This window comes from Lacinutrix sp. Bg11-31 (assembly GCF_002831665.1).
GTDB lineage: Bacteria > Bacteroidota > Bacteroidia > Flavobacteriales > Flavobacteriaceae > Lacinutrix.
This window is the reverse complement of sequence record NZ_CP025118.1, coordinates 836,137-849,639: the sequence shown is the minus strand read 5'-3', so window position 1 is coordinate 849,639 and position 13,503 is coordinate 836,137. Positions and strand designations below refer to the sequence as shown.

At 31.6% G+C, this 13,503-nt stretch carries 13 protein-coding genes; 11 read left to right on the top strand and 2 right to left on the bottom strand.

Features of this window, described 5'->3' with window-relative positions; all coding sequences use genetic code 11:
- Positions 1 to 367 precede the first annotated feature (367 nt).
- A complete protein-coding gene (gene ychF, locus CW733_RS03940) occupies positions 368 to 1,462 on the bottom strand; it encodes a redox-regulated ATPase YchF (protein WP_100995900.1) in 1,095 nt (364 codons plus the stop codon).
- Between the two features lie 226 nt (positions 1,463 to 1,688).
- Between ychF and CW733_RS03935 the strand changes: the two genes are divergently transcribed.
- The 4 genes from CW733_RS03935 to CW733_RS03920 all read left to right on the top strand — a co-directional run bounded on the left by CW733_RS03935 (position 1,689) and on the right by CW733_RS03920 (position 7,130).
- Complete coding sequence (locus tag CW733_RS03935; RefSeq protein WP_100995898.1) at positions 1,689 to 4,517, top strand: TonB-dependent receptor; 2,829 nt, start codon at positions 1,689 to 1,691, stop codon at positions 4,515 to 4,517.
- 89 nt (positions 4,518 to 4,606) lie between these two features.
- Positions 4,607 to 5,209 carry a short chain dehydrogenase gene (locus tag CW733_RS03930; protein ID WP_100995896.1) on the top strand — a complete coding sequence of 201 codons (603 nt, stop codon included), beginning with the start codon at positions 4,607 to 4,609 and terminating at the stop codon, positions 5,207 to 5,209.
- Position 5,210: 1 nt separating this feature from the next.
- Positions 5,211 to 5,951, top strand: a complete 741-nt coding sequence (locus CW733_RS03925) for a class I SAM-dependent methyltransferase (RefSeq protein WP_100995894.1) — start codon at positions 5,211 to 5,213, stop codon at positions 5,949 to 5,951.
- A 51-nt stretch (positions 5,952 to 6,002) separates the two neighbouring features.
- Positions 6,003 to 7,130, top strand: coding sequence for a carboxypeptidase-like regulatory domain-containing protein (locus CW733_RS03920; RefSeq protein WP_100995892.1), 1,128 nt, complete (start codon positions 6,003 to 6,005; stop codon positions 7,128 to 7,130).
- A gap of 104 nt (positions 7,131 to 7,234) precedes the next feature.
- Here CW733_RS03920 and CW733_RS03915 read toward each other — a convergent pair whose 3' ends face one another.
- Entirely contained in the window at positions 7,235 to 7,588 is a 354-nt protein-coding gene (locus tag CW733_RS03915; RefSeq protein WP_100998657.1) for a 4Fe-4S dicluster domain-containing protein, read from the bottom strand.
- Positions 7,589 to 7,664: 76 nt separating this feature from the next.
- Here CW733_RS03915 and CW733_RS03910 point away from each other — a divergent pair, with 76 nt between their 5' ends.
- From CW733_RS03910 to CW733_RS03880, 7 genes are all read left to right on the top strand, one after another.
- Positions 7,665 to 8,723 carry an acyl-CoA reductase gene (locus tag CW733_RS03910; RefSeq protein ID WP_100998655.1) on the top strand — a complete coding sequence of 353 codons (1,059 nt, stop codon included), beginning with the start codon at positions 7,665 to 7,667 and terminating at the stop codon, positions 8,721 to 8,723.
- A gap of 417 nt (positions 8,724 to 9,140) precedes the next feature.
- Positions 9,141 to 10,202: a 3-phosphoserine/phosphohydroxythreonine transaminase gene (gene serC / locus CW733_RS03905; RefSeq protein ID WP_100995890.1), complete on the top strand. Its 1,062-nt coding sequence runs from the start codon at positions 9,141 to 9,143 to the stop codon at positions 10,200 to 10,202.
- A gap of 112 nt (positions 10,203 to 10,314) precedes the next feature.
- Positions 10,315 to 11,277: a D-2-hydroxyacid dehydrogenase gene (locus CW733_RS03900; RefSeq protein WP_100995888.1), complete on the top strand. Its 963-nt coding sequence runs from the start codon at positions 10,315 to 10,317 to the stop codon at positions 11,275 to 11,277.
- A 112-nt stretch (positions 11,278 to 11,389) separates the two neighbouring features.
- Positions 11,390 to 12,040 (top strand): DUF937 domain-containing protein, encoded by a 651-nt coding sequence (locus CW733_RS03895; RefSeq protein ID WP_100995886.1) that lies wholly within the window; start codon positions 11,390 to 11,392, stop codon positions 12,038 to 12,040.
- Positions 12,041 to 12,151: 111 nt separating this feature from the next.
- On the top strand, positions 12,152 to 12,592 hold the full coding sequence (locus CW733_RS03890; protein ID WP_100995884.1) for a DUF6146 family protein: 441 nt from the start codon (positions 12,152 to 12,154) through the stop codon (positions 12,590 to 12,592).
- A 29-nt stretch (positions 12,593 to 12,621) separates the two neighbouring features.
- Entirely contained in the window at positions 12,622 to 13,116 is a 495-nt protein-coding gene (locus tag CW733_RS03885; protein WP_100995882.1) for a DUF6787 family protein, read from the top strand.
- 78 nt (positions 13,117 to 13,194) lie between these two features.
- Positions 13,195 to 13,449 carry a hypothetical protein gene (locus tag CW733_RS03880; RefSeq protein WP_232730390.1) on the top strand — a complete coding sequence of 85 codons (255 nt, stop codon included), beginning with the start codon at positions 13,195 to 13,197 and terminating at the stop codon, positions 13,447 to 13,449.
- The last annotated feature ends 54 nt before the right edge of the window (positions 13,450 to 13,503 follow it).

The window sequence follows — 13,503 nt, the reverse complement described above, 5'->3', positions numbered from 1 at the left end:
GAGAACATTGGCTTTTTAGTTTTTTATTGAATAATATTAAGTAAAATAACTCGAAATTGTTTCAAAATCTGTTGCTAGGTTTAGCAAAATAAATAATAAACAAGAAATGTAAGAAGGAAGGAAGAAAAGTTTTATTTCAATTTTAAAATAAATTAAAATGAAAAGATGAATAAAAATAGTATTAAACCAAAAAACTAAACCTAAATCGAAAGCAGGTATTTCTCCAAAAACAACTCTACTAAATATTGAATTATTACAGTAGGCATTAAAGCAATAAAAAAAACAATTAAAGAACCTATAAATGGAACTTCATTGATACTATTAAAACTTTTATACTTTTCAGAAGAAATAGATGCAAATAACATTTTTACACATTAAATAAGAAATGCATAACATCTCCATCTTTAACAGTATAAGTCTTACCTTCTACTCTCATTTTACCAGCTTCTTTTACTTTAGCTTCACTTCCAAACTCTACGTAATCATCATAACCAATAACTTCAGCACGAATAAAACCTTTTTCGAAATCTGTATGAATAACTCCTGCTGCCTGAGGTGCTGTTGATCCAATATTTATTGTCCAAGCACGCACTTCTTTAACTCCTGCTGTAAAATAGGTTTGTAGGTTTAATAACTTATAAGCCGAACGTATTAATTTAGCTGAACCTGGCTCATCTAAACCAATATCTCCTAAAAACATTTGGCGCTCTTCGTAATCATCTAATTCTGTAATATCAGCTTCCGTTCCTACTGCAAGCACTAAAACCTCAGCACCTTCACCTTTAACTGCTTCTCTAACTCTATCTACATACTCGTTTCCATTAACTGCAGCACCTTCATCTACGTTACAAACATACATTACTGGTTTATCTGTAATTAACTGAGATGGTTTTACAAACTCTCTATCCTCATCTTCTGTAAACTCTAAAGCGCGAACAGATACTCCTGCTTCTAATCCTGCTTTTAGTTTTAAAAGTACAGCTTCTTCTTTCTGAGCTTCTTTATTTCCTGTTTTTGCAGCACGCTTTACTTTATCAAGCTTCTTATCTACTGTATCTAAATCTTTTAGCTGTAATTCTATATCGATAGTTTCTTTATCACTAATAGGATCCACTTTTCCATCTACATGAATAATATTATCGTTATCAAAACAACGTAATACGTGTAAAATAGCATCAGTCTCACGAATATTCGCTAAGAATTGGTTTCCTAAACCTTCTCCTTTACTAGCTCCTTTTACAAGACCTGCAATATCAACAATCTCAACAGTTGCTGGTAAAACACGTTCCGGATTTACTAATTCTTCTAATTTTTGAAGTCTTAGATCTGGTACATTTACCACACCTATATTTGGTTCTATAGTACAAAAAGGAAAGTTTGCACTTTGCGCTTTTGCATTAGATAAACAATTAAATAAAGTTGATTTTCCTACGTTTGGTAAGCCTACTATTCCTGCTTTCATTTTATAAAATTTTAAAGCTGCAAATATAACACACTATATATTAAAGTACAGGTAATAAATATTATTTAAAATATTAATACAAACACTGATTTTTACATAAAAAAAACGCTAAATCCTTAACATATGTTTAGGGTTTAGGTGTTTTTTTTAAAAATTATTATGCTTGCATAGTTAAATTGTGATTTCTTTAACATAATTTAGCAGAAATTAACTTAAACCATATTACATGAAAAAAATTAACTTATTATTTGCCTTACTACTTTGTTCGGCATTTACTTTTGCACAACAATCCCTTACAGGAAAAGTAACAGATGTCGATGGCTCTGCTCTTCCTGGTATTAACATTGTGGAAAAAGGCACACAAAACGGAACTGCTACAGATTTCGATGGAAACTACACTATAAATGTTGGTGATAATGCCACATTAGTATATAGCTCTGTAGGCTATGCGAAACAAGAAATAAAAGTAAAAGGAAAATCTACTATCAATGTAACAATGGCAGATGGTGAAGCTTTAGAAGAAATTGTTCTTGTAGGATCTCGTACTGCACCAAGAAGTAATGCTGACACAGCTTTACCAGTAGATATCGTTGGTTCTGACGAACTAATCTCTACAGGTCAAGCAACTTTCGATAAAGCATTACAATATAGAATACCATCATTTAACACGGTACAAACTCCTGTTAATGATGCAACTTCTTTACTAGATCCTTACGAAATTAGAAACATGGGTCCTAGTAGAACTTTAATCCTTATTAACGGTAAACGTAAAAACTTAAGTGCTTTATTATACACACAAACTTCTCCTGGTCGTGGTGAAACTGGCGCAGATATCTCTGCAATACCAACAGACGCGATTAAAAGAGTTGAAATATTACGTGATGGTGCTTCTGCACAGTATGGTTCTGATGCCATTGCAGGTGTAATGAACATTATCTTAAAAGACGATGTTAACAAAGGTTCTGCAACATTAAGAACTGGAATGACTTCTGAAGGTGATGGTGAAATGATTGGTATTTCTCTTAACAATGGAACTGAAATTGGAGACGATAAAGGTTTTATTAATTATACAGTAGATTTTTCTAAAAAAGAGTTAGCAAATAGACCAGGTACAGTTAGTGCCGAAGGTGAAGCTGATGGAAATACTGGATTTGGAGCTGATATAGATGTTGTTAGAGAATTCTTATCTAGGAATCCTGATGCAAACAATATTAATGGTTCTCCAGAAACTGCTGCTTCTAAGTTTTCTGTAAATGCTGGATATGATTTATCTGAAAGCACACAATTATATGCTAATGCAGCTTATGTATTTAAAAAAGTAAATAGTTTTGCAAACTACAGAACTCCTTATTGGAGAACTGTTGAATCAATGCCTTATTTAGCAACATTCTTCCCTGGAGACCACCCAACAAATGCAGGTGGATACGATGGTTATGTACCAACATTTGAAGGAGACTTAAGTGATTATAACGGTACAATTGGTTTTAAATCTAAGATAAATGATTGGAATTTAGATTTAAGTTTTACAACCGGTGGAAACACACAAACATATAAAGTAAACAACTCTCACAATAGAAACGATGTATCCTCTGATCCAGTTTGGACAGATGCTAACGAAAACCATGAAGTAGATCCAGGAGAAATAAGCTTTACTCCATTATACAGAGAAAACAGCCCAAGATCATTTGATCCAGGTGGAACTCGTTTTTCACATAACGTAGGGAATATTGACATCTCTAGAGTATTATCTGACAAAGTAAGTATTGGTTTTGGTGCTGAGTTTAGAAGTGAAATATTTGAAGTTATTGAAGGTGGTGCTGCATCTCATCAAGGTGGTGGAGCAGATTCTTTCGCTGGTAATGCGCCAGAGAATTCAGGTAAATTTAGCAGGTATAATTTAGGTGGTTATTTTTCTTTAGATTATGACGTAAGTGATGCCTTTTTATTAAGTGGTACTGTTAGAACAGAGAACTATTCAGATTTCGGTAACACATTTGTTTATAAATTAAGTTCTCGTTATAAATTAACAGACAATTTAACAGCAAGAGCTTCTCTATCTACAGGATTTAGAGCTCCTACACTTCACCAAATATATACTCAAAAAGCACAATATAGCTTTAGTGGTGGTGGAATTGTTGTTGGTGGTTTAGTTAATAATGTATCTCCTCAAGCTAATGCTTTAAGCATACCTAAATTAGATGCTGAAGAATCAAACAACTTTACTATTGGTTTTGGTGGTAAACTTGGTAATGGTATCTCATTTACATTAGATTATTACAATATTGTTGTTAAAGATAGAATTGTATTAAGTACAGAAATAACTGGTACTGCTTTCGATACAGATGGAAATAATATAGGTACAACAGCCTTAGATGATGTATTAAGAGATGGTGGTATTAGCGATCTTAGTTTCTTTGCTAATGCAATAGACACAAGAACTTCAGGTATTGATGCTGTAGTAAGCAAAAGAAATATTGCAATAGGAAACGGTAAACTAGATTTAAATCTTTCTGGTAACATTACTTTACAGAACGAAAGAGATGGTGCTGTTAAAAACCCTAAAATTGTTGAAGACGCAGGACAATCTGTAGTTAACGCAACACAAGAAGCTTTATTCTTTACTTCTCGTCCTGAAACAAAATGGATTTTAGGTGCTAATTACGATATTGGTAAATTTGGATTCTCTTTAAATAACACTTACTTCGGTAAGACTACTTTTCAACAAGGTGATTTAAATGAAAATATTCGTACTGAATTTATTCCAAAGGTCGTAACAGATTTAGGTGTTAATTATAATGCAACAGAAAAGCTAACTATTGCTTTAAACATTAACAACTTATTAAATGTTTTACCTGAATGGGAATTTAAAGCTAATAATGCTGAAGGTCAAGCAATAATGAATGATACGACAATAACTAGTTCTGGATTAACACCAATCCAAAATGAGTCTAATGCAATTACATTTAACCAACGTTATTCTCAAATGACTTACGATGGTTCTCACTTTAGTCAATTAGGAACTCTATTTAACTTATCGTTAAACTATAAATTCTAATTAATTAATTAATTTATATTTTTTTATTAAAAGCTGCAACTTAACTTAAGTTGCAGCTTTTTTTTTAACTTTAAACAAAGTAAACAAATATGAAATTATTAATAATTGGAGGAAATGGTACAATTGGTAGTACAGTAACAGAACATTACAAAGCAAATAATAATGTTATTGTAGCAGCTAGAACTAATGGAGATGTTAATGTTGATATTGCCAATAGCAATTCTATAAAAGCAATGTTTCAAGAAGTTGGCAAAGTAGATGCTATTGTTTGCATTGCTGGAGAAGCAAAATGGGCACCTTTTAACGAACTTACTGAAGACGATTACTATATTGGCCTAAAGAGCAAACTTATGGGACAAGTAAACATAGTACGTATTGGTAAAGATTATCTCAACGAAAATGGGTCTATAACTTTATCTACAGGTATTTTAGCAGACGATCCAGTGCTAAAAACTGCAAGTGCAGCGATGGTAAATGGTGGTATTCACAGCTTCGTAAAGGCTGCTGCTTTAGAAATACCTACAGGAACTAGATTAAATGTTGTATCACTTGGCATGGTTGAAGCTGCTTACGATAAATATAAAGGTTACTTTCCAGGTCATAATCCAATACCAATGCGTAAAGTTGTTAATGCTTATATAAGAAGCATTGAAGGCAAAATAAATGGAAAAGTAATAAGGCACTACGAATAATATGCAAAGCTTATACTCCAATGGTTTTGAAGCTATTTACGACGAAATGCACCAAACCTTTATAGATTATAATGAAGAGTATCATTTTTATAATAACATCTTATCTAAATACAATAAAAAAGAAGTTTTAGAAATTGGATCAGGCACAGGTAATTTAGCAAACCACTTTATAAAAAATGATTTTAATTATTTAGGTATAGACTATAGTCAAGACATGGTAAATCTTGCAAAATCAAAGCTTAATAAGGATTGTTTTTTACAAGGAAACATGTGTTCTTTTAATCTAAAAAAAACAGTTGAGAGTATTATTATAACAGGAAGAACCTCTAGTTACCTACTTTCTAACAAGGATGTTGATAGTACTTTAAAAGCAATTCATAAAAACCTAAAAAAAGATGGCATACTATGCTTCGACTTTATAGATGCTAATCGTTTTTTTAAAGATATTAAAGGTGGTTTAAAAATAAAACATTCTGCTACATTCAATAATAAAAAGTATAATAGAGATAGCTTTTTAATACCAACAACCTCTAATAATTTTATGTTTAATTGGGAGTCTAAGTATTATGAAACTCAAAACAAAAAGAAACAATTAATAGCCAAAGATAATTCTGAAGTTCGAGCATTTACAAAAAACGAATGGGAAATATTTTTGCACCTCAGTAATTTTAAACTTATCGAGTTTATCGACAAACCTGCATATATGTTTGACACTTATATAGTTGTAGCCAAAAAAAGGTAGGAGTTTTAATATTAAAGTTGTTCTATTTATATATCACTAAAACCAACCACTATGAGACCAATTATTTTATCAGCATTATTACTATTATTTGTTTTCTCTTGTTCTGAAGATGAAAAACCAAGTACAACTCCTGAAAGTATTAATATCTCTGGCAAACTACTTGCTCCAAACAATGTAGATCCTATAGTAAATGCTAAAATTTCTGCATCACAGAATAATATAATTTCTTATGAAACCACAACCGATGCTCAAGGTAATTTTCAATTATCTCTTGAAAAAGGTGATTATAATTTAAAACTAGCTAAAGGTTTATTTACTACTCAAAAACAAATCACTGTTGAACAAGAAGCAACCTTAGAAAGTTACAAAATAGAAACACTTCCTAATATAGGAGTGATTACAGGAAGTTACGATAATATAGAAAGTGTACTATATGGTATAGGTATAGTAAACCCTATTACTGGAGAACCATTATTCGATATTATAGATGGAATTTCTACAAATAAAAATGCTTCTTCAATTCACGCTAAGCATTCACATGGAACCAATAAAAGTGGTAACCAAATGAAAAACTCATTATTAGATCCCAATGTAAGCTTTTCTTACATAGATTTAATGTCTGACCCAGCGCTTTTAGCATCTTATGATATTTTATTTATTAACTGCAGTAGTCACTCAGAGAATCCTACATACGAGCAAAACCTAATGGACTACGTTAATAATGGAGGCTTTTTATATGTTACAGATTGGTCATCAAGCCTATTAAATACAATTACAGATAGCGATACAGATTATTTATCTTTCTACACTCCTAGACGTAGCGGACAATCTTTAACAACAACAGCAACCATTTTAGATAGCAATTTAAGCGCTTGGTTATTATTAAATTTTGGAATATCTGTTAATAGTACTGTAGTAATTGATGAATTCTTACCAGGTTGGCAAGTTGTAGATTCTTACGATCCTGCAACTACAATTTCTTGGTTAAGTGGCTCTGTTGATTATAGAGATGACAGTGCTACAATTATTACAGAGAATAAAGACTTAGCATTTACCTTCTTATTAGGGCAAGGCGCCATTTTTTACTCTTCTTTTCATACAGAAAACGATGAATTCGATTTTACAACAACAGATCGAGTTATGGAATATTTAGTATTTGAAATGACAGATATAGAATAAAAACAAAATACTAGCATTAAAAAAGCCGAACATTTTACATGTTCGGCTTTTTTATATAATTAAATGTCGATTAATAATCCTGAATTTATTCCAGTATCGACCAACTATCCATCAGGATGCATAAACTTCTGCTTTCCTAATAATACATCTTCTGTTTCAACGTGGTCATCATCAGGAACACAACAGTCTACAGGACAAACAGCAGCACATTGTGGCTCTTCATGAAACCCAACACACTCTGTACACTTATCTGGTACAATGTAATATATCTCATCGCTAATAGGCTCTTGAGCTTCATCTGCATCTACAGCTTTACCATCTGTAAGCACAATACTTCCTTCTAAACTTGTTCCATCTTTATATCTCCAATCGTCAGCACCTTCATAAATTGCAGTATTCGGGCACTCTGGCTCGCATGCTCCACAATTTATACATTCGTCTGTTATAATAATTGCCATAGTAATTGTTTTATTTTGTTTGCGTAAATTTGCAATTGCAAAAATAAAGCCAAAACCATTCATAACCAAATACAGAATGACTTTAGAACAAAGAATTAACGCTTTCACAAAATTAGGTACTTTTATTAGTCAGTTTTCTTCGGAAGAATTCGAAAAACATGACAACATTCCGCATAACGATTTATTTTTCGATGGATTCAAGCATCAAATAAAATTAGCACAAGAATATAATGGCTGGTTTACAAAAACTAATATTGTTTTTGCTTTAAACGGATGGATTAGTTCTTTAACAGAAAAGCAATTAACAAAATGGACTTCTTCGTATAATTTTACAGAACGTTCACCTCAAAACGTAGCCATTATTATGGCCGGAAATATTCCTTTAGTTGGTTTTCACGACTTTATTTCTGTTTTACTTTCGGGACATTCAGTTTTAGTAAAGCAATCGTCTAACGATAAGCATTTATTACCTTTTCTTTCTAAATATTTAGAACATGTTGAACCTGGGTTTAAAGGAATGATAAAATTTACCGAAGGAAAAATGGAGAATTTCGATGCAGTAATTGCTACAGGAAGCTCTAATACAGCACGTTATTTTGAATATTATTTTAAAGACAAGCCTTCAATAATTAGAAAAAACAGAAATTCGGTTGCTGTTCTAACAGGAAAAGAATCTCATGAAGAGCTTGAAAATCTTTCCGAAGACATCTTTAGATATTATGGTTTAGGTTGTAGAAACGTTTCTAAGCTATTCTTACCAAAAGACTATAACTTTGATGCTTTTTTTAAAGCGATGTACAAGTGGAATCCTATTATTAACGAATCTAAATACGCTAATAATTACGATTATAACAAAGCCGTTTATATAATGAGCGAGTTCGATATGCTAGAAAATGGTTTTCTTATGATTAAAGAAGATAAAAGCTTTTCGTCTCCAATAGCAACAGTGTTTTACGAGTTTTATGATGATACTAAAGCGCTTGAAAATACATTAAAAAATGAAGAAGATAACATACAATGCATAGTCGCTAAGGGTTTTACAAAAAATGAAATTCAATTTGGCAACACACAAAAACCAGAACTTTGGGATTATGCAGATACTGTAGATACTATTGCTTTTTTGTTAAAATTATAGAATATATAAATAGCGTTCAGTTTTTACACAGCTTTACTTTTGGCTTAATTATTAAAACACTTGACAATTTATTTAAAAATAATTTTAAACAAAATTCACAAAACTCATTAATGCATTTTGTTTAGATTTTTGAACAGCGTATCGTTTAAAAGCCAAACACACTAAATGTCAGTACATTAAAACTAATTTCACCAAGTTAAAAACTGTACCAAAAACAGTATTTAATTTAGGTTATAATATTATTATTGTTCTTTTGCGCAAAGTTAAATATTAACATTTCTTAAAATTAACGCTAATAAATTATCATATTAATAACAGAAAACAATTCAATATTTAGCACCTTTGTATTCTTGTTATTCAAATCATTTTTAAAAGAAAATGAAATATTAATACATCCTGAAATAAATTCAGCATACCATGAAAAGACACAATTTTAGCGCAGGACCTTGCGTATTACCTAAAGAAGTAATTTTAAAAGCTTCGGAAGCCTTATTAGATTTCGATAACGGATTATCTTTAATAGAGATATCGCATAGAAGTAAACCTTTTGTAGATGTTATGGAAAAAGCTAGAGCTTTAGCTTTAGAACTTTTAGGCTTAGAAGGAAAAGGCTACAAAGCTTTATTTTTACAAGGTGGAGCAAGTACGCAGTTTTTAATGGTTGCACTTAATTTACTAGAAAAAAGAGCAGGATACTTAAATACAGGTGCCTGGAGTGATAAAGCAATTAAAGAAGCTAAAATTTACGATGATGTTTACGAAGTAGCTTCTTCAAAAAATGCTAACTACAATTACATTCCTAAAGGTTACGATGTACCTTCAGATTACGACTATTTTCACTGTACGTCTAACAATACCATTTTTGGAACACAAATGAAAAGTTTTCCAAAAGTAGATATTCCGTTGGTTTGTGACATGAGTAGTGATATTTTCTCTCGTACATTAGACTTTTCAAAATTTGATTTAATATATGCTGGAGCTCAAAAAAATATGGGACCTGCAGGAACAACTTTAGTTGTAATTAAAGAAGATATTCTTGGTAAAGTATCTCGTAAAATGCCATCTATGATGGATTATAAAGTGCATATCGATAAAGGTAGTATGTTTAATACTCCTCCAGTATTTGCTGTCTATACTTCTATGTTAACTATGCAATGGTTAAAAGATTTAGGTGGAATTAAAGCAATAGAAAAAGAAAACGATAAGAAAGCAATTGTAATGTATTCTGAAATAGATTTAAATCCACTTTTTAAAGGTTATGCTGCTAAAGAAGACCGTTCTAAAATGAATGCAACCTTTACACTAGAGAACGAAAACCTTAAAGAAACTTTCGATGCTATGTGTAAAGAAGGCGGTATTAACGGTATTAATGGCCACAGAAGTGTTGGTGGTTACAGAGCATCAATGTACAATGCTTTATCACTTGACAGTGTAAAGGTATTGGTAGAGATTATGAGTGAATTAGAGAGTAAAGCTTAAAACAGTTGGCAGTGAGCAGTCTTTACTTGGCAGCCTTACCCAAACTTATTTAAATAAAATATTAATTAAAGAGATTTCCGTCTTCACGGAAATGAAAAAATAAATTTTTTCAATGAAAGTATTAGCAAACGATGGTATTTCTCAAAGTGGAATTGACGCTTTAGAAAGCGCGGGATTCGAAGTATCTACAACAACAGTAGCACAAGAGCAATTAGCAAACTATATTAACGAAAATAAAATTAGTGTTGTTTTAGTACGTAGTGCAACAACAGTAAGAAAAGAAGTTATTGATGCTTGTCCAGATTTAAAAATTATTGGACGTGGTGGTGTTGGTATGGATAATATAGATGTAGATTATGCACGTGAACAAGGATTACACGTAATTAACACACCTGCTGCTTCTTCTCAATCTGTCGCTGAATTAGTATTCGCTCACCTTTTTACAGGTGTGCGTTATTTATACGATTCTAATAGAAACATGCCGTTAGATGGTGATACTCAATTTAAGAAACTTAAGAAAAACTACGCAAAAGGAGTTGAATTAAGAGGGAAAACTCTTGGTATTATTGGTTTTGGACGTATTGGACAAGAAGTTGCAAAAATAGGTTTAGGTGTTGGTATGAAAGTTATTGCTGCCGATAAATTTATGGATACTGCAGATGTATCTGTTACTTTTTTCGATGGACAATCTGCAAACTTCAATATTAAAACGCAACCAATGGATGACGTTTTAAAAGAATCGGACTTTGTTACGCTTCACGTACCTGCACAAAAAGACTATGTAATTGGTAAAGCCCAATTTGATCTGATGAAAGATGGTTCTGCTTTAATAAATGCTGCTCGTGGTGGTGTTGTAAATGAAGTAGAGTTAGTAAAAGCTTTAGATAGTGGTAAAATTGCATTCGCAGGTTTAGACACGTTTCAAGACGAACCAACTCCTGCTGTTCAAGTACTTATGAATCCGAAAATATCTTTAACACCACATATTGGCGCTGCAACTAACGAAGCACAAGATCGTATTGGTGTTGAATTGGCGACACAAATCAAAAACTTGTTACTCACCGACAAAAACTAACCGTTTGTCGTTTAAATTTCAAAACAAAATAAAATCTAAAGCCTTAATATTAACGTTAAGGCTTTTTTTATGTACCTTTTCAACACAATAACAACTTAAAAAATATTAAAGAATGTCGGGAATTTTAGATTTATTAGGAAGTGATTTAGGAAAATCAATAATTAGTGGTGTTGCCGGATCAACAGGACAAGACCAAGGAAAAACAGGTAGTTTATTAAGTATGGCTTTACCTGTTTTAATGAAAGCAATGGAACGTAATGCATCTACTCCAGAAGGAGCAGAAGGATTAATGGGAGCAATTAATGGTAAGCACAATGGAAATATCTTAGATAATCTTGGTGGATTATTTGGTGGTGGTGTTAACGACGATGTTAAAAATGATGGAGATAAGATATTAGGTCATATTTTAGGAAATAAAAAAACAAACGTTGAACAAGTACTAGGTCAAAAAGCTGGTATGGACGCAAGTGCAGTTGCAGATATTTTAAAAGTTGCAGCACCAATTCTAATGGGTGTTTTAGGAAAACAAGCAAGTCAAAACAATGTAAGTTCTGCAGGAGACTTAAGTGGTTTACTTGGTGGTTTACTTGGTGGAGCTAGTTCTGCAGGAGGAAGAACACAAGAACAAACTTTCCTTGAAAAAATGTTAGATAGTGATGGAGATGGTAGTATTATAGATGATGTTGCCGGAATGGTATTAGGTCAAGCAACTAAAGGAAAAGGTGGTCTTGGTGGATTATTAGGTGGTCTTTTTGGAAAATAATATTTATCAAAAATTGAAATAATATATAAAAGAGTCAAATTAAGGTTTGGCTCTTTTTGTTTTACAACTAAACTCACCTCTAAAATTCGTATTTTTTTAAAAATTAAACTCATGAAAAATACACTTCTATTACTTAGTATTATGGTTCTTATTTTTGCTTGTAATTCTTCTAAAGAAACGACAAGATCACAAAAAAATGAAGAAGTTCAAGTAAAAAAAGGTGATACCATTAAAATTTCGGGAGACACTATTGAGTACGATGTTATAATTATTGAAGCTGGATTTGGCTCATACCTTGCTTCTAATGCTAAACCTGAAGGGTTCTATACACAAAACTACTTAGAAACCAAGAATATTCGTTACGTTCAAGAATGGAATAGACGCGTATTACAGCCTGGACAATACAACTCCAATTTATACGAAATGGAAATTAATTATACTTATGGAACCGATTATGGTTACGATGTTAATTACAAAATATATAACTACTTTATTTATTTTCAAAACAGATACAATCAAAACCTTTTAGGCGGCAGAGTCCCTCAAAATTAATTTATATTTGCAGCTTCTAAAAAAAGGCAATGAAGCAATTTAAAAAAAGTTGGGAAATCACAAAAAACTGGCAATTACTATTTCCTTTAATAGGTTTGTTAGGCCTTTTTTATTCTAGCTTTAAAATAGCAGGATTATTTAGAGAAGAAAACCATATAGCCTTCCAAATTGCATTTGCGCTCCTAATTTCTTTTATCCTTTTACGCCTAGTTCTAGTAATCTTCAAAAAACTAGAAAATAAGTGGGTAGTTAAACAACGCTGGGAAATAATTAGAATATTTATTGTTTTTTCTATTACTGGTTCTTCGTCTTTGCTTGTAGGCAGACCTTTTATTAAGTTTTTAGGAATTACTAAAGAAAACTTAAATGTCTTTGTTTATTGGTTATTATACGTTACTATTGGCATTATTTTCTACCAAATTTTATTAGTAATTATTGGTTACTTGCTTGGTCAAGGCAAGTTTTTCTGGGAATTCGAAAAGAAAATGTTACGTCGTTTTGGCTTAGGACGCTTTTTAGATTAAATGGAATACAAAATTCAACATATAATAATTAAGAGTATTGCAATACTGCTATTGTTTGCTGTTGTCTTACCTTCTGTTGTGAAATTTGCCCATATTTTTGAAAATCACAAACATGAGGTATGCACTAATCCTTCAGACAGCCATTTTCATGAAGTTGAAGTAGACTGTGAATTTTACAAGTTTAAATTAAATACAGTATTTGCATTTGAGGCAATTCCTTCAGAAGTAATAATTGTAGAAAACAATCATAAAATAACTAAATCACAATATCATTTTATAAGTGATTTTCAACGTTTACCATTCTCTCTTCGTGGACCTCCACAATTAATTTAATAATCGTTTTTTTTCGCTGAAACACTTAACATTCAGCTACATAATTATTAAATT

Bases quoted from the DNA above. Each gene is read 5' to 3' on its own strand.
- ychF (WP_100995900.1), bottom strand. From the start codon at position 1,462: ATGAAAGCAGGAATAGTAGGCTTACCAAACGTAGGAAAATCAACTTTA.
- CW733_RS03935 (WP_100995898.1), top strand. From the start codon at position 1,689: ATGAAAAAAATTAACTTATTATTTGCCTTACTACTTTGTTCGGCATTT.
- CW733_RS03930 (WP_100995896.1), top strand. From the start codon at position 4,607: ATGAAATTATTAATAATTGGAGGAAATGGTACAATTGGTAGTACAGTA.
- CW733_RS03925 (WP_100995894.1), top strand. From the start codon at position 5,211: ATGCAAAGCTTATACTCCAATGGTTTTGAAGCTATTTACGACGAAATG.
- CW733_RS03920 (WP_100995892.1), top strand. From the start codon at position 6,003: ATGAGACCAATTATTTTATCAGCATTATTACTATTATTTGTTTTCTCT.
- CW733_RS03915 (WP_100998657.1), bottom strand. From the start codon at position 7,588: ATGGCAATTATTATAACAGACGAATGTATAAATTGTGGAGCATGCGAG.
- CW733_RS03910 (WP_100998655.1), top strand. From the start codon at position 7,665: ATGACTTTAGAACAAAGAATTAACGCTTTCACAAAATTAGGTACTTTT.
- serC (WP_100995890.1), top strand. From the start codon at position 9,141: ATGAAAAGACACAATTTTAGCGCAGGACCTTGCGTATTACCTAAAGAA.
- CW733_RS03900 (WP_100995888.1), top strand. From the start codon at position 10,315: ATGAAAGTATTAGCAAACGATGGTATTTCTCAAAGTGGAATTGACGCT.
- CW733_RS03895 (WP_100995886.1), top strand. From the start codon at position 11,390: ATGTCGGGAATTTTAGATTTATTAGGAAGTGATTTAGGAAAATCAATA.
- CW733_RS03890 (WP_100995884.1), top strand. From the start codon at position 12,152: ATGAAAAATACACTTCTATTACTTAGTATTATGGTTCTTATTTTTGCT.
- CW733_RS03885 (WP_100995882.1), top strand. From the start codon at position 12,622: ATGAAGCAATTTAAAAAAAGTTGGGAAATCACAAAAAACTGGCAATTA.